The organism is Sorlinia euscelidii, assembly GCF_036452135.1.
In the GTDB taxonomy this organism is placed as follows: domain Bacteria; phylum Pseudomonadota; class Alphaproteobacteria; order Acetobacterales; family Acetobacteraceae; genus Sorlinia; species Sorlinia euscelidii.
This window is the reverse complement of sequence record NZ_JAWJZZ010000001.1, coordinates 123,010-145,130: the sequence shown is the minus strand read 5'-3', so window position 1 is coordinate 145,130 and position 22,121 is coordinate 123,010. Positions and strand designations below refer to the sequence as shown.

20 protein-coding genes and 3 pseudogenes are annotated in these 22,121 nt (G+C 58.5%); 19 read left to right on the top strand and 4 right to left on the bottom strand.

The window, feature by feature from the left end; all coding sequences use genetic code 11:
- The first annotated feature begins 13 nt into the window (after positions 1-13).
- The 15 genes and pseudogenes from CGLAMM_RS00675 (at position 14) to CGLAMM_RS00605 (ending at position 14,433) form a co-directional block, all read left to right on the top strand.
- Positions 14-808 carry an N-formylglutamate amidohydrolase gene (locus CGLAMM_RS00675; protein ID WP_394820030.1) on the top strand — a complete coding sequence of 265 codons (795 nt, stop codon included), beginning with the start codon at positions 14-16 and terminating at the stop codon, positions 806-808.
- Complete coding sequence (locus CGLAMM_RS00670) at positions 724-1,650, top strand: shikimate dehydrogenase (RefSeq protein WP_394820029.1); 927 nt, start codon at positions 724-726, stop codon at positions 1,648-1,650. Before CGLAMM_RS00675 ends, CGLAMM_RS00670 begins: the two co-directional genes overlap by 85 nt.
- Positions 1,647-2,234, top strand: coding sequence for a dephospho-CoA kinase (gene coaE / locus CGLAMM_RS00665; protein ID WP_394820028.1), 588 nt, complete (start codon positions 1,647-1,649; stop codon positions 2,232-2,234). The genes CGLAMM_RS00670 and coaE overlap by 4 nt, the downstream gene beginning before the upstream one ends.
- Position 2,235: 1 nt before the next feature.
- A pseudogene (gene dnaQ / locus CGLAMM_RS00660) lies at positions 2,236-2,911 on the top strand (DNA polymerase III subunit epsilon).
- 118 nt (positions 2,912-3,029) lie between these two features.
- Positions 3,030-3,932, top strand: coding sequence for a glycosyltransferase family 9 protein (locus tag CGLAMM_RS00655; RefSeq protein WP_394820027.1), 903 nt, complete (start codon positions 3,030-3,032; stop codon positions 3,930-3,932).
- Positions 3,883-4,509, top strand: a complete 627-nt coding sequence (locus tag CGLAMM_RS00650; protein ID WP_418115238.1) for a glycosyltransferase family protein — start codon at positions 3,883-3,885, stop codon at positions 4,507-4,509. Before CGLAMM_RS00655 ends, CGLAMM_RS00650 begins: the two co-directional genes overlap by 50 nt.
- A complete protein-coding gene (locus CGLAMM_RS00645; protein WP_418115351.1) occupies positions 4,440-4,979 on the top strand; it encodes a glycosyltransferase in 540 nt (179 codons plus the stop codon). The genes CGLAMM_RS00650 and CGLAMM_RS00645 overlap by 70 nt, the downstream gene beginning before the upstream one ends.
- Positions 4,980-6,718, top strand: a pseudogene (gene asnB, locus CGLAMM_RS00640) (asparagine synthase (glutamine-hydrolyzing)).
- Positions 6,719-6,734: 16 nt separating this feature from the next.
- Complete coding sequence (locus CGLAMM_RS00635; protein WP_418115237.1) at positions 6,735-8,054, top strand: dihydroorotase; 1,320 nt, start codon at positions 6,735-6,737, stop codon at positions 8,052-8,054.
- Positions 8,055-8,089: 35 nt separating this feature from the next.
- The gene (locus CGLAMM_RS00630; RefSeq protein ID WP_394820023.1) at positions 8,090-8,470 is read left to right on the top strand and encodes a hypothetical protein; all 381 of its coding nucleotides are present in this window, start codon (positions 8,090-8,092) and stop codon (positions 8,468-8,470) included.
- A 95-nt stretch (positions 8,471-8,565) separates the two neighbouring features.
- Complete coding sequence (locus CGLAMM_RS00625) at positions 8,566-9,303, top strand: tetratricopeptide repeat protein (RefSeq protein WP_418115236.1); 738 nt, start codon at positions 8,566-8,568, stop codon at positions 9,301-9,303.
- A complete protein-coding gene (locus tag CGLAMM_RS00620; protein ID WP_394820021.1) occupies positions 9,296-10,687 on the top strand; it encodes a PQQ-like beta-propeller repeat protein in 1,392 nt (463 codons plus the stop codon). The genes CGLAMM_RS00625 and CGLAMM_RS00620 overlap by 8 nt, the downstream gene beginning before the upstream one ends.
- Before the next feature lie 5 nt (positions 10,688-10,692).
- Entirely contained in the window at positions 10,693-12,111 is a 1,419-nt protein-coding gene (gene der, locus CGLAMM_RS00615) for a ribosome biogenesis GTPase Der (RefSeq protein ID WP_394820020.1), read from the top strand.
- Positions 12,112-12,293: 182 nt separating this feature from the next.
- Entirely contained in the window at positions 12,294-13,058 is a 765-nt protein-coding gene (locus tag CGLAMM_RS00610; RefSeq protein WP_394820019.1) for a dienelactone hydrolase family protein, read from the top strand.
- Positions 13,048-14,433, top strand: a complete 1,386-nt coding sequence (locus CGLAMM_RS00605) for an MFS transporter (protein WP_418115235.1) — start codon at positions 13,048-13,050, stop codon at positions 14,431-14,433. Before CGLAMM_RS00610 ends, CGLAMM_RS00605 begins: the two co-directional genes overlap by 11 nt.
- A gap of 22 nt (positions 14,434-14,455) precedes the next feature.
- Here the strand turns inward: CGLAMM_RS00605 and ubiA are convergent, their stop codons facing one another.
- Positions 14,456-15,373, bottom strand: a complete 918-nt coding sequence (gene ubiA / locus CGLAMM_RS00600; RefSeq protein WP_418115234.1) for a 4-hydroxybenzoate octaprenyltransferase — start codon at positions 15,371-15,373, stop codon at positions 14,456-14,458.
- 66 nt (positions 15,374-15,439) lie between these two features.
- On the opposite strand from ubiA, the gene CGLAMM_RS00595 reads away from it, so the two are divergent.
- From CGLAMM_RS00595 to CGLAMM_RS00585, 3 genes are all read left to right on the top strand, one after another.
- Positions 15,440-16,168, top strand: a complete 729-nt coding sequence (locus CGLAMM_RS00595) for an RsmE family RNA methyltransferase (protein ID WP_394820018.1) — start codon at positions 15,440-15,442, stop codon at positions 16,166-16,168.
- 64 nt (positions 16,169-16,232) lie between these two features.
- Positions 16,233-17,615: a glutamate--cysteine ligase gene (locus CGLAMM_RS00590; RefSeq protein ID WP_394820017.1), complete on the top strand. Its 1,383-nt coding sequence runs from the start codon at positions 16,233-16,235 to the stop codon at positions 17,613-17,615.
- 36 nt (positions 17,616-17,651) lie between these two features.
- Positions 17,652-18,269, top strand: coding sequence for a LolA family protein (locus tag CGLAMM_RS00585; RefSeq protein ID WP_394820016.1), 618 nt, complete (start codon positions 17,652-17,654; stop codon positions 18,267-18,269).
- Here the strand turns inward: CGLAMM_RS00585 and rsmI are convergent.
- Positions 18,254-19,158: pseudogene (gene rsmI, locus CGLAMM_RS00580) on the bottom strand (16S rRNA (cytidine(1402)-2'-O)-methyltransferase). The gene CGLAMM_RS00585 and the pseudogene rsmI overlap by 16 nt on opposite strands.
- A gap of 125 nt (positions 19,159-19,283) precedes the next feature.
- On the opposite strand from rsmI, the gene CGLAMM_RS00575 reads away from it, so the two are divergent.
- Positions 19,284-20,573, top strand: a complete 1,290-nt coding sequence (locus tag CGLAMM_RS00575; protein WP_394820014.1) for a penicillin-binding protein activator — start codon at positions 19,284-19,286, stop codon at positions 20,571-20,573.
- Between the two features lie 58 nt (positions 20,574-20,631).
- On the opposite strand, the gene CGLAMM_RS00570 is transcribed toward CGLAMM_RS00575, so the two are convergent.
- Both CGLAMM_RS00570 and CGLAMM_RS00565 read right to left on the bottom strand, forming a co-directional pair.
- Positions 20,632-20,955, bottom strand: coding sequence for a hypothetical protein (locus CGLAMM_RS00570; RefSeq protein WP_394820013.1), 324 nt, complete (start codon positions 20,953-20,955; stop codon positions 20,632-20,634).
- 236 nt (positions 20,956-21,191) lie between these two features.
- The gene (locus CGLAMM_RS00565; RefSeq protein ID WP_394820012.1) at positions 21,192-22,121 is read right to left on the bottom strand and encodes a lysophospholipid acyltransferase family protein; all 930 of its coding nucleotides are present in this window, start codon (positions 22,119-22,121) and stop codon (positions 21,192-21,194) included.

The following is a 22,121-nucleotide window of genomic DNA, read 5'->3' as shown; positions in this document are numbered from 1 at the left end:
GATCACGCAATTCATGACTTCAGCACCCCTTTTGCCGGATGACGCGCCCGCGCCTTTCATCCTTCACCCCGCGACGACTGACGTGCCGTTCATTCTCGTCTGTGACCATGCGGGGAAGCGCATCCCGCAAGGATTGGGTGATCTCGGCGTGTCGGCGGCGGATCGTACGCGGCACATTGCCTGGGATATCGGCATTGCCGGGGTCGCGCGGCGCCTGCACGCGGCATTGGGCGCAACCTTGATTGAGCAGGTTTACTCCCGCCTCGTCATCGACTGTAACCGGGCGCCGGGTCACGCAACCTCCATCCCGCGTGAGTCGGATCAAACGGTTATCAACGGAAACCACCATCTGAGTGACGATGAGCGGCGTCAGCGCGAGCGGGAGATTTTCCGTCCCTATCATGATTGCATCGCGCAGCAGCTCGCCACCATTGATCCGCAGAAATGCGCCATGATCTCCCTGCATAGCTTCACGCCCGTCTGGCAGGGGCAGAGCCGGGCCTGGGATGCGGGGGTGCTTTTCCATAAAGATGCCGCTTCCGCTGACATCATGCACCAGCTTCTTGTCGAGAGGGGCGGATGGGTCGTCGGAAAAAACGAACCCTATCGGATGACGGCGACTTCAGATTATACGATACCTTATCACGCGGAGACGCGCGGGATGCCTTATCTTGAAATCGAGATCAGGCAGGATCTCATCGCAGACGAGGCAGGACAGGAAAATTGGGCAGCGATCCTGACGCAGTTATTGCCGATATATTGGCGCAGATGGACCGCGAGCGCCCCGACTCAGCGCGCTTACGTCTGACGGAATCTTTCGGCGGCACCCTTCCACGGCTTGCGGGTGTCGTGGGTTGGCCGCTTGACCATTCATTATCACCCGCGCTGCATAATGGCTGGCTCCGGCGTTATCATATTTCCGGACGTTACCTGAAACTTCCTCTCTCGCCGGAAAATTTCAAAGCCGGAATTAAGTTGCTCCAGCACCTCGGTTTTCGGGGCGTCAATGTCACCATTCCGCATAAGGAAGACGCGTTTCAGATCGCAACCCGGCTAACGGAGATCGCGCGGCGATGCGGGTCCGCCAATACGTTGGTTTTTGGCGACGATGGTGAGATCTTCGGGGACAGCACGGATGGAACCGGGTTCTGTGAGAACCTTCGCGCGCATGGCGTCGCGCTTCATGGGCGCGCGCTCATCCTCGGCGCGGGGGGCGCAGCGCGCGCGATCTGCGCGGCTTTGATGGAGAAAGGCAGTGACGTCAGCATCGCCAACCGCTCCGTCACGCGCGCTAAAGCTTTGAGCGCGCAGCTGCATGGTCTCCGCCATGTCAGTTGGGATGACTGGCCGTCTCACCTTGGTGCGGTCGATTTACTGGTCAATACGACCTCTCTGGGCATGCAGGGCGCCGCGGATTATGACTGGGAAAGTGCCTTATCGAAGGCGCGGGATGATCTCAGCGTCGCCGACATCGTTTATGTCCCGCTGGAGACGTCACTTCTTCGCCAGGCGCGACGGCGCGGATTGCGGACGGTTGACGGGCTGGGGATGCTGATTGAGCAGGCGCGGGTCGGGTTTCGCACCTGGTTCGGGAAGGACCCCCAGGCGGATGATGCCACGCGTCGCGCCCTCCTCGGAGCGCTCGGGTGATCGTTATCGGCCTGACCGGTGCGACGGGGGCGGGTAAGTCCACGATCGCCGCGCGCCTGCGTCGCAAGGGCTGGCCGGTTTTCGATGCGGATAAAGTGGTGCACCGTATGCAGGGTCGCGGTGGCGTTGCTGTCGGGATGATCGGGCAGCTCTGGCCCGATGTCATCATCCACGGCGCCGTGGATCGCGCGCGGCTGCGTCGACATGTTACCCAGGATCGCCACGCGCTGAAAAAGCTTGAGCGAATCATGCACCCTCTTGTGAAAGAGTCGCGCAAGAAATTCCTTTGCTCCATGCGGGCGGCGCATCAGAGAGTTTGCGTCCTCGATATTCCTCTCCTGATCGAGACCAACGCGCATAAAGATTGCGATCTTGTGATCGTCGCAGAGGCGCCTTTGGCCGCGCGTGTGGCGCGCATCCATCGTCGCGGTAAAATGACGGGTGCGGAGGCGCGCGTTTTACTGGCGCGTCAGGCCACGGATGAAGCGCGTCGACGCGTGGCGGACATTGTCATTCACACGGGCTTATCGCAGGGTGACGCGGTCAGGATGCTGAAAAAGGCCCTTTTCAGACTGGGATTATAAAATGAAGCGATCAGTACTTTTCGATACGGAGACAACAGGGCTTGACCCCGCGACGGGGGACCGCGTCATTGAGATCGCCGCCATTGAACTGATCGATGATCTACCGACGGGTGAGGTCTATCACACGCTCGTGGACCCGGAGCGGGATGTCCCGCCTGAATCAACCCGCGTCCACGGTTTCACGCGGGATGACCTTGTCGGAAAGCCAAAATTCGGGGAGATTGCGCAGGGTTTTCTCGATTTCATCGGGGGGATAAACTCATCGCGCATAATGCGCCGTTTGATTTCGGCTTCGTCAATGCGGAGTTGGCTTTATGCAAAAAACCGCCGCTTGATCGTCAGCGCATGGTCGATACGCTGGTCATTGCCAAAAAGCGTTTCCCCGGATTGCCAAATAATCTTGATGCCTTGTGCCGCCGCTATAATATCGATCTTTCCGAGCGCACAACCCACAACGCCTTACTGGATTGCCGCCTCCTCGCCGAAGTCTATGTCGAGCTTATGGGGGTCGTCAACGCGGGTTGGGCCTGACCGTGACGACGGGCGGCGGACGGGTGGTGAAATATGAACGGAACCGTCACCGTCAGGCCCGACTTATACCTCAACCGGACGCCGCGACGGAGGAAGCACATCGTGCTTTTATCGCCCGTATGAAAAATCCTTTATGGGAAAGGTGAGGCCAGGCGTCTAAAAATTGGTTTTTATTTGATTTACATAATGCCAGCCGCAAGCTCATTTCCGGCGTGAAATCCGGTTTCCTGATTTGCGCTTCTCGCCGAGATTGAGGAATTTGTTTTGAAACGACTTTTGTTTATCACGGGTAACCGTCTTGGGGATGTCGTGATCTCCACCGGATTGTTACGCGCGTTTCAAAACCGCTATGGTGATGCGCATGTCACGATCGTCTGTGGGCCGGTTGCCGCCAGCCTGTTTGATTGCTGGCCGGGTGTTGACCGCGTTATTCGACTTGAGAAGAAACGTTTCGACCTCCACTGGCTGAAATTATGGTGGGACTGCTTCCCGACGCGATGGGACCATATTGTTGACCTTCGCGGCTCCGCCATGAGCTATCTTCTTAACGCCAGAGCGCGTTCCATTTCCCGGGGTGGGCGTAAGGCCGGGTTACGACTTCATCATCATGGCGCCCTCCTGCAATGCTGCCCGACACCCCAGCCGGAAGTCCACACGACAGATAAATATCGGGAAAAGGCGGCGTCGCGCCTGCCGAAAGGTCCGGCCTGGATCGCCATTGCGCCAACCGCCAATTGGTGCGGCAAGATCTGGCCCGCATCATCTTTCAGGGCGCTCTGTGAACGTTTCATCCGGGATGGCTACCGGATCGCGGTTTTTTACGGCCCCGGATCACAGGAAAAGGCTCGGGCCGCCCCGTTTCTTGCTGAACCTGCCTGCCATCACGTCGATGTGGGTGGGGACCGCGCCCTGCCTGAAGTGATCGCCATGCTGCAAAGGTGCAGCGCCTTTATCGGTAATGATTCCGGCCTTATGCATCTGGCTGCGGCAGCGGGTACGCCAACCATCGGGCTGTTCGGCCCCTCTCGTGCTTCCGAATATGCGCCTTCCGGCCCCTGTGCGACCTACATTCAGGCGGAAGGCCCGGAGGGTGAGGCACCGATTGACGGGATTTCCGTTGACAAAGTCTTCGACGTCGCTTGCGATTTGCTCCGGCGCGGTCAATAACATTGTGATGACATCGCCGCCCCTACCGCGTATCGCGCACATTATGGCCGGCGCCGCGAGAGGTGGCGCCGAGTTGTTTTTTGAGCGCCTTTCCGTGGCTCAGCACCGTCAGGGTTACCCGGTCAGGGCCTTCATCCGCCCGGATGCCGCGCGCGCGGCACGGCTTGAGGCGGAACATGTCGCTCTCTCGCAATTGCGCTTCCACCGGCACCTGACTTATCTGACGCGGCAGCATCTCAAAAAAAAGCTGACGACATACCGGCCTGACATCGCGGTCGCCTGGATGAACCGTGCGGCAAGGGCAACGCCCCGTGGTCCCTGGGCGCTTGTCGGGCGGCTGGGCGGCTATTATGACCTCAAAAACTACCGCCATTGCGACGCGCTTATCGGCAATACGCGCGGGCTTGTAACATGGATGACGCAGAAAGGCTGGCCGCGGGACAAGGTCTTTTACCTACCCAATTTCGCGAAGGATTTCAGCGATGTCCCCCGCAGCGGCCCAATTTCATCCCCGCCAACGTGCCTTTCCTGCTTGCGATGGGTCGCCTTCATCCGAATAAGGGCTTCGATGTTCTGATCCGCGCGCTGCAGGATGTCCCGCGCGCCCATCTCGTCATCGCCGGTGAGGGCCCGGCGCGCGATGCGCTTCAGGACGTGGCGCGGCAATGCGGTGTGACGTCCCGCGTGCATCTGCCGGGCTGGCTTTCAGACACAGGTCCTTTCCTGCGTGCGTGCGATATTTTTATCTGTTCCTCGCGAATTGAACCTTTGGGCAATATTGTGATTGAGGCCCTGTCCGCCGGTCGGCCTGTCATTGCGGGGGATATTCAGGGTCCGGCGGAAATCCTGCGCGGGACGGAAGACGGACTGATGGCGGAAAGTGAAAACCCGCATGATTTTTCGTTGAAGATAAACGACTTACTGGATGATTCGGATAAAGCACATGCAATTGCCTTCAAGGGTCGGCAGCGTTATGAGCGGGAATTTTCAGCACTGACCGTCCTTGCGCAATGGGACCGATTTTTCCAGCAAATGAGGCCTCGTTAAATGTGCGGCATTGCTGGTTTCCTCGCCAGGCCTGGGACCCAAATCGACATCGATGCCCTTGACCGGATGGAGCGCGCAATCCTGCATCGCGGCCCGGACGGGCGCGGCGCATTTGAGGCACGCGGGGTCGGGCTGCGACATACGCGGCTTTCCATTATTGATCTTGAAGGCGGTGCGCAGCCTCTTATCCATGATCGCCTGGCGCTGGTCGCGAATGGCGAGATCTATAATGATCCCTTATTACGGCAGGATCTGTCTTACATCGCCTTCAAGACGGGAAGCGACTGTGAAGCCCCTCTTTATCTGTGGCCGTGGCTGGGTGCCCATCACGTCGATGCGCTGCGTGGCATGTACGCCATCGCCTTTGTGGATCAAGGGGATGAGGTGGATCGTGCCGCTTTATCGCGCGACCCTTTCGGGATCAGACCCCTCTATTATGTCGAGACACGTCAGGGCATCGCTTTTGCGTCTGAGCCGCAGGCCCTGATTGCTGGCGGGTACGCGGCCGCGTCGTGCCGGCCGGAAGCTGTCACGCAGCTTTTGCAAACCCAGTTTGTCGCTGGATCTGAAACGATTTTCCTCGGGATCAGACGGGCGCGGCCGGGTGAGACGTTAGTCGTCGAAAATGGCGCGATCACGTCACGGCAGTTCAAGCCTGCCATAGAGGGCGATATTGATCGCGGTATGACGGAGGAAGCGGCGCTTAAGGCGCTTGATAAAATTTTATTGGATTCGGTTGCCGTGCATCAGCGCGCGGATGTGCCCAGCGGGCTCTTCCTCTCCGGGGGTGTTGACAGTGCCGCCATTCTCGCGGCGATGGTGCGGCTTGATTCGCGCCGGCCCGTCGCGTGGACAGCGCGCTTCGATACGGGCCCGGTGGATGAAGCCGCGGCCGCGCGCCGTATGGCGGCCGCTTGCGGCGCGGCGCATGAGGTCATCACGATAACGGAGCGGATGTTCTGGGAGGACCTGCCTAAAATCGTGGCGTGCATGGATGACCCCGTGGCGGATTACGCCATCATCCCGACCTGGTTCCTCGCCCGCGCGGCGCGGCGTGACCTGACGGTGGTCCTTAGCGGGGAGGGTGGGGATGAGCTTTTCGGCGGATATGGGCGCTATCGGCGCGCCTGTCGCCCCTGGTGGCGCGGGGGCGGGCGCCACGCTGTAACGGGATCATGAGCGCTGTGCTACCGAAATGGAAGGACACGTCCTGGAAGACGGACCTCTCCGCCGCGCCGGGTGATACGCGCTTTCGTGCCGCGCAGCGGCTCGATATCGCGACCTGGTTGCCGGATGATCTGCTCATCAAACTTGATCGCTGCCTGATGGCGCATGGGATGGAAGGCAGGACGCCTTTACTGGATGTTGAACTGGCGCGGCTGGCCTGGCGTTTGCCCGACCGCCTCAAGACGCGTCACGGGCAGGGCAAATATCTGTTGCGTAAATGGCTTGACCAGCAATGCAGTCAGGCCGATGCTTTTGCGCCGAAACAGGGTTTCACCGTGCCCGTCGGGGCCTGGATGGCAGCGCAAGCCGCGCGATTAGGGCCGCTCCTCCATCAGCAGGCGGCCCTCAAAGCCGCCATGCCGGGTGTCGATATCGGCGCAATCGTGCAGAAGACGGGCGACCGCAAGGCCCGCAAGGCCGCATGGGTTTTGCTGTTTTACGCGCTATGGCATAGAATACATATAGAGGGCGTCCCTTGTGACGGGGATGTTGACGAGGTTCTTGCCAGTTAGGGCTGCCGGGGTTTTTATGCATTATGATCTCATCATCCGACATGGAATATGCGTTTTTGCGTGGGGGGAGGCGTCGGCAGATCTCGGGATAAAAAATGGCAGGATCGAGAGCTTGTCCGTTGCGGCGGGGGACACGGCGGATCACGTCATTGACGCAAAAGGGCTGCATGTTCTGCCGGGGATGATTGACGCCCATGTGCATCTTCGAGACCCGGGTGACCCTGAGGTTGAATCCGTTGCGACGGGCACGAAGGCCGCTGCTTTAGGGGGTATCACGACGGTGCTGGACATGCCCAACACGGCGCCCCCCATCACCTCTTCCGCAGCTTTGGCCGCCAAGCGCAGGACAATCGCGGAGAAAAGCTTCGTCGATATGGGCCAATATGTCGGCGCCACGCGTGAAAATACCCCCGAACTCGCCAGATTGGAGCTTGAATCGGGCGTCTGCGCCATTAAAGTTTTTGCAGGGTCCTCCACGGGCGATCTGATGATTGAAGATGATGCGGGGATCGAGGCGGTTTTGCGCAGCGGGCACCGCCGCGTGGCGTTTCATTCTGAAGATGAATATCGGTTGCAGGAGAGACGACCCCAATTTGAGGTCGGGCAGGATTACGTCAATCACATGCATTGGCGCGACGCAGAGACCGCCTTTCGCGGGACGCGCCGCATCGTTGCGCTTTCCCGCAAGACCGGGCGTCCGGTCCATATCCTGCATACATCGACTTCTGAGGAACTCGCTTACCTCAAAGAGCATCGGGATGTGGCGACGGTTGAAGTGCTCGTCAATCATCTGACGCAATATGCGCCTGAATGTTATGAGCGTCTGGGTGGCCTCGCCGTCATGAATCCGCCGATCCGTGACAAGCAGCATCATGATGCGTCGTGGGAAGCCGTGCGGGATGGGCGGGTTGATGTCGTCTCATCCGACCATGCACCACATTCGCTTGAGGCAAAATGCCGCCCCTGGCTGCAATGTGCCAGCGGGCTGACCGGTGTGCAGACCATCCTCCCGCTCATGCTTGACCACGTCAATGCCGGGCGGCTGTCACTATCGCGTTTGACGGATGTCATGTCATCCGGCCCTGCGCGCGTCTATGGCGTTCCGGATAAAGGCCGTATCGCTGTTGGTTATGACGCGGATTTCTCACTGGTTGATATGCGCAGGAAGCGCACGATCACAAATGACTGGATTGCCACGCCGGTCGGCTGGTCGCCCTTTGACGGTGTTACGGTGACAGGCTGGCCCACAGCGACGATTGTGCGCGGCCATGTCGTCATGCAGGATGATGAGATCCGCGAAGGTCCGAAAGGGCGACTCGTGCATTTTCTGCCGTGACAGATTTGCGGTTAGCGTTTGTATCAGGGGGAATTATGCGTTCAAAATGGCAGTGGGCCGTCATCATCATGACCTTCGCGGCGGGGATGAGCGCTTCACCGCTCCAAGCGGCCGCGGGCCCTTTCGATAAATGCGGGACAGCGCCAGTTGAACCCGATCTGAAACTCGACACGGTCGCGCATTTTAATGAGGCGGTGGATAAGTTTCAAAGTTATCAGAAAGACGCCCGGAAATATGATGATTGCGTCATCAAACAGGCGCGTATTGCTGAGGAAGCCATCAGCACGGATGCCCGCAAGCAGATTGCCGCCATCCATGATCAGGGCATGGCAATCCACAACCGCATTTCCAAGGATTTCGCGGATATGGCGGCGTCCTTCAACAAAGCTTCCGCCAAATTGAAGAAAAGTGGGTGAGTGAGTCGTACGTTAAGGCTTGCTGACGCGTCGCAATTTGACGCACAAGGCGGCAGGTCGGCATATAAGGCGTTTATCGTCACCTTGTTGGATTGATGGGTGATTTCTCCACCCATCTCAAGCGCGCGCAGGAAAGGGACAACGTGTCAGAAGAACTCCTTAAACAGGTCCGATCCGAGATGCGTGCCGAGACGGCCCTCGCCATGGCGCGGCGTCACGCGGCATTATGTATTTCCGTCCTGCTTCTCGCCCTCGTCGGGTTGGGTGTGTGGCAGTGGCACCGTCATGCGCTGAAGCGCGATGCTGCGCAGGCCTCCGCGATTTTTTACGCCGCTTCCCTGACATTGCTGGAATCCGACTCGGATCAGGATGTCAAAAAGGCGATCGCTGATCTCGCCGCGCTGACGAAGAAGGCGCCGGGCCAGATCCGCTACGATGCGGCCATCCAGATGGCGAAAGCGCAGATTCAACAGGGCGACTTCAAAGCCGGGTCCGCAACGCTTCAGCAACTGGCGGATAATACGTCGGCGCCCGCCATCATTCGCGCCTACGCGCGCTATGTCCGCCTCAATGCCGCATCCGCCATGCATGCCCTGCCGGAGACTGAGATTCGCGCCGGTTATGAAGCGCTCGCCCGCGATGGCGGCCCCTGGAAGCCCTATGCGGAAGAGGGGCTTCTATCGACAGATATGGCGTCCCATCTGGATGAAAAGCGTCGGCTTGAGGCCCGCCACCTCGCCAGGGCGCTTGCCGGCAACCCTGAAGTGCCAAACAGCATCCGGCAGCGTGCCGCCACCATGTCAACCATCCTGAAAGCGGGCTTCAATGACTGATCTCCCCCATCATTCTGCGTTGAAATCCTCAAGGCGTGCGTTTTTTGGCGGGTTGACGGCATCGACCGCCTTGTTGACAGGGTGCGGGCTTTTCCGTGACAAACCGAAGCCGCCTATACCGGGCCATCGTGTTGATGTGCTGTCGGGTGGTGCCGGGCTGGTGGTTGACAAGTCGGATCACACGCCCATCAATCTGCCCCCTTCCGAAAATATTTCCTCATGGGCGCAGGCCCATCGCATCCCCTCCCATGAGGCGGTTAACGCACAATGGGCCAGCGACCATCTTGCCTGGTCCCGTTCCATCGGGGCGGGTATCTCAGAACCGGCATTTCTGCATTTTGCCGCCCTCGGCCCGAACGGGCGCGGGGCCATACAGTCACCGCCCATGATTGCCGGGGGGATGATCTACACGCGTGACGCGATCGGCACCGTCCGCGCTTGGGCATGGCCTGGCATGATGTTTAAATGGCGCTTTGTTCCGAAGGGCCGCAAATCCCGCTCGACCGATATTGGCGGTGGCCTCGGCATCGCTGATGGCGTGCTCTATATTGTAGATGGGGTCGGGCAGGTCATTGCCCTCGACGCGGCGTCAGGCACTGAGAAATGGCGCAGCGATCTCGGCGTGCCCGGGCGCTCCAGCCCGACTATCATGGATGGCCGCGTGTTCTTCGGCACGATTGATGAGCGTCTTTTCGCGCTTGATGCGCAGACGGGTCGGCAGCTCTGGAGCTATCAGGCCACGCCGGCTGAAACCGTGATGTTCGGCCAACCCGCCCCGGCGATTGTCAATGGGATTATCGTCGCGGGTTTCGGCAGTGGTGACCTCGTCGCCCTGCGGGCGGAATCCGGCGAGCTGGTCTGGAGTGACAGTCTTGGCGGCTCCAACGGGCAAGGCGCGATCCTTGACCTTGCCTGTGTCCGCGGTGCGCCCGTGATCACCCATCAGACAGTCTATGCTGTCAGCCTTTCAAAAGTGCTCGTGGCCATTGACATGCGCTCCGGGCGTCGATTGTGGGAGAGGGAGGTCAGCGGACAGAATACACCGCTCATTGTTGATGACTGGCTTTATATCATCTCCTCAGACCAACAGATTGCCTGTCTTGACCGACAATCCGGGCATGTGCGTTGGTCACAGAATTTGCGGCGCTTCCAAAATGAGGTGAAAGACAAAGACGCGATCACCTGGTTCGGGCCGATTATGGCGGACGGAAAGCTCGTCTGTGTCTCATCCTTTAAAGATGCAGGCATGGCCGTCGTTGATGCGGGCACGGGCAAGATCCTCTCTGTCACGAAAACATCCAGCCCAACTCTTATTGAACCCATTATCTGCGACGGAAAGCTTCTCGTACTCTCCGTAGACGGAAATTTGAACGCTTACGGATAAAGATCATGCAATCTGGGCAGACTCCCTGCGTCGTTATTGCGGGGCGACCCAATGTCGGCAAATCAACACTCTTCAATCGCCTTGTCGGTCGTCGACAAGCCATCGTCTCGGACATGCCGGGTGTGACGCGCGACTATAAGGAGGGGGAAGCCCGTTTAGGCGGGCGTCTCATCCGCATCGTGGACACGGCAGGGTTGGAGGAAGCCGCGCCGGACACGGTTTTCGGGCGTATGCGCGCTTCATCTGAAACGGCGATCGGCCAGGCGGATCTCATTCTCTTTTGTATCGATGCGCGGGCGGGCGTCACACCGGCGGACCGTCATTTCGCGCAATTTCTACGCCGTCAGAACCGGCCTGTCCTCCTCATCGCCAATAAGGCGGAAGGAAGCGCAGCGCAGACGGAAGTCTATGAATCCTTTGCCTTGGGTCTGGGGACGCCTCTTGCTGTGTCAGCCGAGCATGGCGAGGGGCTCTCCCATTTGATGCGGGAAATTGCGGACCGGCTGAAGGGCGACGAAAAAGATGCGCTGGATGAAGCTGGTGCGCCAGTACGAGATACGGACGCTTCAGACGCCTCGGACGATGAGGTTGAGGCGCCCATCAATACCGGCCCCTTACATCTGGCGATTGTCGGTCGGCCCAATGCCGGCAAGTCGACTCTGGTCAATGCCCTTCTCGGTGCTGAGAGGATGATTACCGGGCCGGAGCCTGGCCTGACGCGCGATTCGATTTCGGTGCAATTTCGGGATCAGAAAGGCGAAGTTCAGCTCGTCGATACGGCGGGGATGCGTAAAAAGGCCCGTGTCGAGGAAAAGCTGGAACGCATTTCCGTCTCCGCCAGTCTTGAAGCCCTCAAGATGGCTGAAGTGGTCGTGCTCGTCATTGATGCCCTGCTTGGCGTGCATGAGCAGGATCTGCAAATTGCCCGACTGATTGAGCGTGAGGGGCGCGCCTGCGTCATCGCCCTCAATAAATGGGATGCGGTCGCCGATCGTGCCGCCACCATGAAAGCCGTCTCGGACCGGTTGGAAATCTCTTTGGCGCAGATGAAGGGCATCCCCGTTATCACCTTTTCAGCCCTGACAGGTGCGGGGATCAACAAGCTCATGCCTGCCGTGCGACAGGTCCATGACATATGGAATTGCCGCGTTTCAACCGGTGAACTGAATCGCTGGTTTGAAGGCGCGCTTGAGCGTCACGCGCCCCCTCTGGTCGATGGGCGCAGGCTTAAGCTTCGTTACATGACGCAGGCTAAAGCGCGGCCGCCGACTTTCATCCTCTTCGGCACGCGGGCTGAGCAAGTGCCGGAAGCTTATCGACGCTACCTCGTCAATGGTTTACGGGAGGCGTTTTACCTGCCCGGTGTGCCAATTCGACTTCAGACACGTGGTACAAAAAATCCTTATGCTCGAGATGGACAATAATCCTCAATAACTTTGGGGCACAGCTCGTATTTTAAGGGTCGTGAAGACGTTATGCATTGTTGCGTCTGCAACAACATTGTAACTTAACTGTCGATCACTTTATCGATAGCTTGCGTAAGTGACATCTAAATGGATGTATGATCTCCTGAGGGCCAGTCAAACACTGTGACAGGAGAATCCACATGCTGATCAAACCAACTGAAGCGGTGGATATCGACACGCCATCCGGGAAAATGCGCACGCATTTATTTCGCCCCGCGCGTGAGGGAAGTTATCCCGCCATCATTCTTTATTCCGAAATCTATCAGATGACAGCGCCGATTGAGCGCCTGGCCGCGATGATCGCCGGACATGGCATGATTGTCGCTGTTCCCGAAGTTTACCACGAATATGAAGCCCCGGGCACCGTCCTGTCATACGACCAGGCAGGGACGGATCGTGGTAATGAGCTGAAATATGAAAAGCCGGTCGCGCAACATGACAGTGATCTGGCAGCACTGATCTCGGTGCTTCGTGAGGATGCGCAGTGTAATGGGCGTTTCGGCGCGTTCGGCGTGTGTCTTGGGGGGCACTTATCTTTCCGCGCGGCGCTGAACCCTGCGATTGAAGCTTCTGTCTGCTTTTACGCAACAGATCTGCACACGGCGACTCTGGGGGCCGGGCGTTCGGATGATTCGCTCCGACGTGCTGCGGAGATCAAAGGTGAAGTCATGATGGTCTGGGGATTGCATGACCCTCATGTCCCTTATGATGGGCGACGACTCATCCGGGATCAGCTTGAAAAAGCCAGGCTGCGCCTCTCCTGGCATGAAGTTGACGGGCAACATGCGTTCCTGCGGGACGGCGCGCCGCGCTTCGATGCCACCCTCTTCCTGTGGGGAATGAGTCAAAGCGTCGCCCTCTACCAACGACATTTCAGTTTGGAGCGGCCGCTTCATGTCGGTTGAGGGCGCGGCGGCGCGATACGGCCTGCCGCGAGGCGTCCGTTATCGTGCGATGTTCGCTGTCGTCCTCGCAGTTTTCATATCGGTTCTGGATTACGCGGTCACAAACGTGGCCCTCCCGACAATTGCCAGAGAGCTTCACGTCACCTCGTCCCAATCCATCTGGGCGATCAACGTCTATCAGCTTGCGGCATTGGCCTTGTTGTTCCCTGTCTCAGCGCTCGGGTCTCGTGTCGGATATGCACGTATGTGCTGTATCGGGATCACGCTGTTTCTGGTGGCGTCCACCCTGGCTGCGTTTACCAGTTCTCTCCTGACATTGACGTTGGCGCGGGCCCTGCAGGGGGCGGGTAGCGCGTGCATTATGGGTGTCAATCTCGCGCTCATACGCTTTATCTATCCTCAGCATACAATTGGTAAAGGCATCGCCCTCAACAGCTTCGCGCTTGGGCTGGGTGTGGCGTGCGGGCCGTCCATCGGGTCGGCTGTTCTTGCGCTTGCTTCCTGGCGATGGATCTATCTGATCAACCTACCACTCGACCTGATCGCGCTGACACTCGCGCTGACTTCCCTCCCGAAGACACCTCTTTCCGAACAGAGGCTCGATTTGAAGGCGATCGCGCTGAGCGCATTGGCCCTGACATTGACGGTTATCGGGTTGGATGCGCTCGTGCATGGTGGCGGGATTTCCGCCATGGGCCTCACCGCGCTCGGATTGATATGTGGGGTCATGCTGGTCCGACGGGAGAAGTTCTCGCAATTTCGAATCGTGCCGACGGATATTTTGCCTATACCGAGGATTTTCGTCGCTTTTATCTGCGGTAATCTGGTCTATATCGCTTCCAATCTTTTCATCATCGCGCTGCCATTCACGTTGGAAGCTGTATTTAATCGATCGCCATCAGAGGTGGGGTTGTTGATCACGCCCTGGGCGCTTTCCATCAGCATAATGTCTTTTGTGATTGGCAAATGGACGGACCGTCTACCCGCGGCTCAGATATGTGCCTTTGGCCTCTTCCTGATGGGGTCAGCATTTCTCCTGCTATGGCTCCTGCCAGAATCAGCCTCGAATTTCTCGATCGCCTGGCGTGTTGCCATCGGCGGATGCGGGTTCGGGCTGTTTCATCCACCGAATAACCGTGTCCTCATGGTCGCCACGCCGCAAGGGCGGGAGGGCGGCGCCTCGGGGCTCGTATCCGTTGAGCGGCTGGGAGGGCAGACAATGGGGGCGTTATGCGTTGCGGCCATCTTCCGCCTCAGCGGACATGAAACGACGATATGTCTGTTGGCAGCCTCCGTTATCGCCTTCGCGGGATCGATCCTCAGTCTCGGCCGGGAATATCTGATCTCATTGGGGGAGCGGACGCGGAGCGCCTGAGGCAGCGCTCCCACGCGGGTCGTTAAATGATGCGACCGAGCAAAAGAGAAGTTGCAAGAACCAAACCATATAAGACATTGCTTTTAAATAATTTAAGGCAATGTGGCGGATCGTTCGGGCGTAGGGTCACAACCTGATATATAAGGATCAACGTCGACATTGCGCCGCAAAGCCAGAAAAGCCCCCCAAGCGACGCCTTGAAGGCGCTAACTGCAAAGAATAATGTCGCGAGAGCATAACAGACTGCGACGAAAATTTTCGCCCTTCCACGCCATAAAAGTGAGGTCGATTTAACGCCGATCCGGGCATCATCCTCAATATCTTGAAAGCCGTAAATCGTATCAAAGCCGAGCTGCCACAGAATCGTGCCAGCATAGAGGCAGAAGGCGGTCATATCGAGCCGCCCGGCCGCGGCGGCATATCCCATCGGGGCGCCAAAGCCGAACGTAAATCCCATGACCAGTTGGGGCCACCATGTGACGCGCTTCGCCGCAGGGTAAAAAGCCACGAGCAGGAGCGCGATCGGCGCAAGATACCAGCAGAGCACGGGCAATTGCGCCAGCACAGCACAGCCCAAAGCCAATAACACAGCCAGAAATAGAAGCGCGTGTCTGACCCGCATATGCCCACTGGCGAGGGGTCTCACCGCTGTGCGTGCGACCTGGGCATCAATTTTCCGATCCCACAAATCATTCACGACACACCCTGCCGAACGCATGACCAACGCGCCAAATGCGAAAAGCAGGATCAGGCGGAGACTGGTCCCATCCATGATAGGGCGCGCCACTAGGATGCCCCAGAAGCCCGGCAGAAACAGCAGCCATGTGCCCACCGGGCGATCAAGCCGCGCCAGAAGAAGGTAGGGGCGGACAGGACGGGGGAAATACCGCACCCAACCCTGGGTCACGACATCTGTATGAAATTGAGGGGCTGAATTCACCTTTTGCTCCACCTATATCATCCCTGCCTCTATACGCTGCTGAGGCCACGTCACAGGGAAGATTGCATGAAGGATAGTCCAAGAGTTTTCGTCCCCCAATCGGAAAAGAGTTTCTCGCCAGGGCTTGAGGAGCGCCTTGACCCCGCGCAGGCGCATTATCTTGGCACAGTGATGCGGCTGACTTCCGGAGATGAGGTGCGGATTTTCAATGCAGGTGACGGTGAATGGTCAGCAGAGATCAATGTGATACGCCGTGGGGAGTGCCGCATCGTGCTTTCATCCTGTCTGCGCCCCGGCCTGATGGCGGGCGAGACACATGGCGCGACGCTCGCTTTCGCGCTTTTGAAACGTGATGCGACGGATCTGGTGATCCGCATGGGCACGGAACTGGGTGTCCGGCATTTCATCCCCCTCGTGACGGAGCGCACAAACACCCATCGTGCGAATCTGTCCCGGCTAAGCGCCATCGCAATCGAGGCCGTGGAGCAATGTGAGCGCCTCGACATCCCTGAGATCGCGCCCATCACGCCGCTTACGTCCTTCCTGCAATCCCGACCGGCGGGCATGCCGGTTGTCGTCGGGTTGGAACGCAGCAACGCGCCTTTCCCGACCCGGATTCTCCCTTCCTACGTTTTTCTCGTCGGCCCGGAGGGTGGATTTTCCGATAGAGAGGTGTCAGAATTGAAAAATCTTAATGATGTTTGCGCCATTTCGCTGGGTGAGACGGTGTTACGCGCAGATACGGCGGCAATAGCGGGGCTTTCCGCATTGTCCATTGTGGCGCAAAATGCCTGAGGGCTTCCTTTTATATGACAACTGAACATTCCATGACCGACCTTGCGGAGTTTTACTGTTAACGATGTCGAACCCTGGTGATCATGACGCAACGCCCATTACGTCCTCCAAGCAGCTTTATGACGTTCTGGCGCGCGGTATAAAGCCGCGATCATCCTGGCGTATCGGCACGGAGCATGAAAAATTCGGTTTCGTCCTCCCCGACGCGCAGGATGGCCGCGCGCCCTACGCCCAGCCAGCTTATCGCCCGAAAGGCATTGAGGCGCTTTTCTCTGCCATCGACGCGGATGGCGCGGAGTGGACACCGATTGAGGATCGTGGCGCCGTGATCGGCATGAAAGGTCAGGGCGCCTCCGACGGGGCCTCCCTGTCGATCGAACCTGCCGGGCAATTTGAACTTTCCGGTGCACCGCTGGAAACGCTTCATGACACCCGGGCCGAAATGCAACGTCATTTCGAGATGATCCGCGCCCCCGCTGAAGCGCTGGGTCTCGGGTTTGCGCCTCTCGGATTTCATCCCACCTTGAAGCGGGATGAGATGATGTTCATGCCAAAGAGCCGTTACGCCATCATGCGGCAATATATGCCGAAAGTCGGCACGCGCGGCTTGGATATGATGACGCGCACCTGCACCGTCCAGGTCAATCTTGATTTCGGCTCTGAGGAGGATATGGCGCGGAAGATGCGGGTCTCACTGGCCTTGCAGCCTCTCGCGACTGCACTTTTCGCCAATTCGCCCTTCGTGGAAGGGCGGCCCAATGACTATCTCAGCAACCGCGCCCTCGTCTGGACGGACACGGATAATGTGCGCAGCGGCATGCCCATGGCATTTTTTGATGATCAGTTCGGCTTTGAGAAATATGTCGATTGGATATTGGATATCCCGATGTATTTCATCATGCGTGACGGGGATATTATTGACGTTACCGGCGCCTCCTTTCGGGAATGGCTGGCTGGGCGCCCTGACCCGCGCCTTGCAAATTATGCGCCATCCATCGGGGATTTTGAGGATCACATCACCACGGCGTTTCCGGATGTGCGCCTGAAGCAGTTTCTGGAGATGCGCGGCGCCGATGCCGGCACGCCGGAAATGATGCTGGCCCAATCCGCCTTATGGGCCGGGCTGCTTTATCATCCCGATATTTTACGGGAGGCGGAGAAATTGGTTCGCCAACATGATTGGCGCACCTATGCGGAATTACGGGCGGCCGTGCCGAAAAGCGCGATGAATGCGTCTTTTCCCGGTGGTTTGCGCAATCTCGCCCGCAACGTGCTCTCTATGGCGGAAGCCGGTTTGAAGGCCCGTCACTTCGGGGAGGAAATCTATCTCCAGCCTCTGATGGAGATCGCTGATGGCGGCCCAACTCAGGCTGAGAAATGGCTGGCGCGCTATCACGGCGCATGGGCGGGCGATGTGCGACGGATTTTCGATGAGGCACGCGTCTAAAGGACAGGGTTGAGCGGCGTGAGGGAGAAAGTGACGATGGTGAAAGCAAAACTCTTCGCATGGGCCGCGTTATGCAGCGCCTTCCTGATTCCTCATGCCTGGGCTGATGAAGGAATGACGCTTCTGCCCACGCAGAAAGGTTGGGTGGCGCGTATCGCGGAGACCGTCCAATCCATCCAATCATCCCGGTCTCATTTTGAACAACTCGCTCCGGATGGCACCGTCTCTCAGGGTACAGTGTGGCTTGATCGTCCCGGCAAAATGCGCTTCGCGTTCGAACGTCCGGAGACGCTCCTCATCGTCGCGAACCATGGCAAGCTCGTCTATCAGGATAAGGAGCTGGAGCAGGTCACCTCTCTGCCTCTCGAGAGCACGCCGCTCAATCTGCTCCTGCAAAGCAAGGTCGCATTCTCAGGTTCGGTTTCCGTAACCGGTTTTCAGGAGGATGGGCGCAATATCCACCTGACGATTGTCCAAAAAGGGAAGGCGGCAGAGGGTAGCCTGACTTTGGACGTTCAGAAATCACCGCTCATCCTGCGTGGATGGCGGGTCGTTGATGCGCAGGGTCAAACGACGCAGGTGACACTCTCTGACACGCAGTTCAATGTCCTGATGCCCGCAAAATTATTTAATCTCCCTCAATCATCGGACTGATCGGACGCTTTTCCGAGCGTCAGGGCGAGGCGGTAGACATCGCGTTTGGGAAGGTCCAACTGCGCTGCAATTGCCGCGGCGGCATCTTTGACAGAATGAGTCTCCAAAGCCGTTTTGAGAAGCGTTTCAAGCTGTTCCGTCGCAGGTGCGGATTTTTCCGCAGGCGCTAATACGATGGTAATCTCGCCGCGCGGTGGGTGGGCTTCAAAATGCGCGATCAGCGCCGATAAGGTCCCGCGTCGCGTTTCCTCAAATTTCTTCGTCATCTCACGGGAGACGGCCCCCATCTCTCGCCCCCGAAGACGTCCCGCATACACATTAAGGTGTCGCAAAGGCGATGCGGGGCTTCATACCAGATCAACGTCGCCTGATAGCCCTGTTGCTCCAACGCGTTGATCTGCGCCAGGGCGCGGCGACGCGGGCCGTCTTTCGGCGGGAGAAAGCCGTAAACGCTGTAAGGCAGGGGCGGGAAGCCGGAGAGGGTCAGCGCCATGCTGGCGGCGTGCGGACCGGGTATGGCCTCAATGCGGATATTTTCAGCAATGGCCTGCCGCGTCAGTCGAAAGCCCGGATCAGAGAGAAGCGGCGTGCCCGCATCGGAAACCAACGCGATATGCGCGCCGCCTTTGAGCTTTTCAATCAGTGATGGGATGCGACGCGATTCGTTGAAATCGTTAAAACTTTGCGTTTTCTGTGCAACGCCGTGCGCTCTGAGGAGTTTTGCGGTGACGCGCGTGTCTTCACACAGGATCAGCTCCGCTATCCTTAATGTTTCCACGGCGCGAAGCGTCATGTCGGCGAGATTGCCGATTGGCGTCGCGACAAGCGATAAACACCCATTGGGATGTTGCGCGCTTGTTGATACAGTGCCGCCATCGGAAGGCGTCATAACGCTGCGCGATATACCGGGGGATTTCTTTGAAGACGATGACAATGCGGACTCCAGATCACACTCAACCTGCGATCAGTCTCTCTTCGCGTGTTTTGCTGCGCTTATGCAAGAGCGCTGCCAGCATGACGGGCCTCGCCCTCATTCTTACAGCGTGCGGCGGTCGTGGCGGTGAAGGGCCCTACATGCAGGGTGGTGCGGGCTTTATGGCGCAGAAGAAGCCGCCGGCAGATATCGTCATGTTCGCGCCTTTAAGTGGGCGGGACCAGCGTATCGGCACCCAGATGGCCAATGCGGCCCGGCTTGCTCTCCCCGGCGCGACAAGCCAGGGTTTGGCGATTGAGGACGAATCGGTCCTCTCCGAATCCGATGATGTCGCGCATGCAGCGCTTGATCGGGGTCAGAAGCTTCAACTCGGCCCCTTACGCGCCTCGCACGTTGAACGCGTGGAGTCGTTGCGTGAGGGGGCGATGACGCCGACCCTGGCCTTTACAAGCAATGACAATGTCTCCCGACCTACGATGTGGGTGATGGGCGTGACGCCGGCGCAGCAGGTGGCGCAATTGGTGGACGCGGCTCAGAAACGCGAGAAACGCTCAAAGTTCGCGGCTTTTCTGCCTGATTCAGCGCTTGGACATGCGCTTGGAGATGCCTTGACACGGGCCTGTGCCACGGGCGGCCTTGCGGCCCCGACCCTCATTTTCCATGACGGCACGGAGGCGGATATCAAGACCAGGCTGGGTGATCTGCTCAAAATGGCGCCTCATAAGGCGGACGCGCCGAAAGCCATGGAGGTGGCCGCGAAGTCTACCGATTCGGAACCTGACGCGATCGACCCGACAGGCGTTAGCACCGCGGATGATGCCGGGAAGCTGGCAGATGCGTCCGGGAAGGTGCCGGATGAGGAAGGATTTGATGCCCTCCTCCTCGGTGATACAGGGTTGACCCTTCAAACGGATATCAATGTCCTCGCCTCCAGCGATGCGGATCTGAAGAAGCTGCGCCTGATGGGGCCAGCCTTATGGCGGAGTTTTTCCGCCAAGCTGGGGAAATTGGGTGGGGCATGGTTTGCAGCGCCTGATCCGAGTTTCCGTCGCGGCTTCGTTGCAAAATATCGGGCGCGCTACGGCGTCGAGCCCTCAATTCTTGCCGATGTCGCCTATGACAGCGCAGCCCTCGCAGGTGCGATGATGCGGGAGGGGGGCGTGATGGGTGCGGCTTCCCTGACGCGCGCAACAGGCTTTGCAGGGGTAGACGGCATTTTTGCCCTCAAGCCGGATGGTACGGTTCGGCGCGGCCTGGCCGTGTTTGAGATTTTGCCGATGGGCGGTTTCAAAATGGCTTTCCCCGCGCCACGTCGTTTTGACGAAGCACCGGCAACGCCAGCAAAGCCGGATATTGCAACCTCCACCTGAATGGGGCCATCATCCCGGCAGGTGGGATGCGCGACTGGTCAATCGTGCGTGACGGTTTTCAGCCCTGAAGGAGAAACGGCTCGGCGCGTCTGACGGGTTTTTCCTTCAGCGCGATGACGGGCCTGATCGCGGCCAGAGCGTGCTCAAAACTCCGATACTCACCGATGACATTGTCGCGGATCGCGTCTGACACCACCCATTTCAGCCCGGCAGGTCCAATGAGATATGCGGGGTCAGCGCTCTCACGCACCCAGACAACAACCTGTCTTTGCACACCCTTTCCGGAAGCGCTGTCGATCGAGACGATGTCTGCGTCGCAGAGCCCCATGCGCTGCCCGGCTTTCAACCATCTTGCGAGATAGGCCAGGTGTCGGTCGGTCACGCGGGCATGAAGCGTGATGACGTTGTTCTCGGGGGGAGGTCGTTTTTATCAGGGCTGGAGGCGTGACGCGGCATTGTTCAGCATTCCTTTTTGACCGAGGATACTGCCAGCTAAGCCTCTAAAACGCGGTTTAACAACCGAAAAACCCATTAACAGGCGATTTTGTGTCATCACACTTTCATGATGTTGCGAAATTACAATGTTCATTTATGCATGGCAGCCATGCATAAACCCGCTCAGGCACGCGGTTTTTCAGATCGCGCGTAAAAATGGCGGGGCCAGCGCCGATGAAGCAACAACCACTGGTCAGGCGCTTCACGAATCCAGGTTTCGAGCTGGTCATTCAGTTGCTGCGTCAGCTTTTCAATGTCCTTTTGCCGCTCACCTGTCGCGACGGGCATAAAAGGTTTCTCCACACGCAGGTGAAGCCGCGCCGGGCCGACTCGCCTCATGACGCCCGGCACGATGATGCATTGATATTTAAGCGCAAAGCTTGCCGTTGCGGAGGCCGTCATAGCTTCCTCACCGAATAAGGTCGCGGCGATGCCATCATTCATTTTCTGATCACCCAGCACGCCGAGTCGTCCGCGGTTTTTAAGATGTGCCATCGCGGCGCGCGCCCCTCTCGCCCCTTTCGGGAACATGGGCACGGCTTGTCCCACCGCTTTCTGCCGGAGGGCGGCAATCAATCTGTTGATGAGGGGGTTGGACGCTTCACGATAAAAAGGTGCAAAAGCGAGGCCATATGAGGCCACAATGGGGGGCAGCATCTCCCAATTACCAATATGGCCGGAGAAGAAGATGATCGGGCCATCGTGATCACGGAGGGCGAGGAGATGTTCCTCTCCCGCGATCGTCCAGCCCGGGCCGGATGCCTCATTTCTTATGAGGCGCGGTAAATGCGGAAGTTCCGCAAGGGTCGCGCCGATATGTCCCCAACTCTTTCCGACCTCATAGGCGCGTTCGGCGTCAGAAAGATGGGGCTGGATCAGGCGCAGATTAATGTCGGCGATCCGCGATACGGGGGCCCACTTCCCGATCATTCTCGCTGTTCCCGCGCCGAGGCGGGATGCTGTCTGCGGCGCCATGCGGGAAAACCCATAAAGCAACGCGCGCGCCAGCGCATATTCCACGCGATGCCCGATCTGTTTCCAACGGCTCGCCAC

Bases quoted from the DNA above. Each gene is read 5' to 3' on its own strand.
- CGLAMM_RS00675 (WP_394820030.1), top strand. From the start codon at position 14: ATGACTTCAGCACCCCTTTTGCCGGATGACGCGCCCGCGCCTTTCATC.
- CGLAMM_RS00635 (WP_418115237.1), top strand. From the start codon at position 6,735: ATGCATTATGATCTCATCATCCGACATGGAATATGCGTTTTTGCGTGG.
- CGLAMM_RS00630 (WP_394820023.1), top strand. From the start codon at position 8,090: ATGCGTTCAAAATGGCAGTGGGCCGTCATCATCATGACCTTCGCGGCG.
- CGLAMM_RS00625 (WP_418115236.1), top strand. From the start codon at position 8,566: ATGGGTGATTTCTCCACCCATCTCAAGCGCGCGCAGGAAAGGGACAAC.
- CGLAMM_RS00620 (WP_394820021.1), top strand. From the start codon at position 9,296: ATGACTGATCTCCCCCATCATTCTGCGTTGAAATCCTCAAGGCGTGCG.
- der (WP_394820020.1), top strand. From the start codon at position 10,693: ATGCAATCTGGGCAGACTCCCTGCGTCGTTATTGCGGGGCGACCCAAT.
- CGLAMM_RS00610 (WP_394820019.1), top strand. From the start codon at position 12,294: ATGCTGATCAAACCAACTGAAGCGGTGGATATCGACACGCCATCCGGG.
- CGLAMM_RS00605 (WP_418115235.1), top strand. From the start codon at position 13,048: ATGTCGGTTGAGGGCGCGGCGGCGCGATACGGCCTGCCGCGAGGCGTC.
- CGLAMM_RS00595 (WP_394820018.1), top strand. From the start codon at position 15,440: ATGAAGGATAGTCCAAGAGTTTTCGTCCCCCAATCGGAAAAGAGTTTC.
- CGLAMM_RS00590 (WP_394820017.1), top strand. From the start codon at position 16,233: ATGTCGAACCCTGGTGATCATGACGCAACGCCCATTACGTCCTCCAAG.
- CGLAMM_RS00585 (WP_394820016.1), top strand. From the start codon at position 17,652: ATGGTGAAAGCAAAACTCTTCGCATGGGCCGCGTTATGCAGCGCCTTC.
- CGLAMM_RS00575 (WP_394820014.1), top strand. From the start codon at position 19,284: ATGACGGGCCTCGCCCTCATTCTTACAGCGTGCGGCGGTCGTGGCGGT.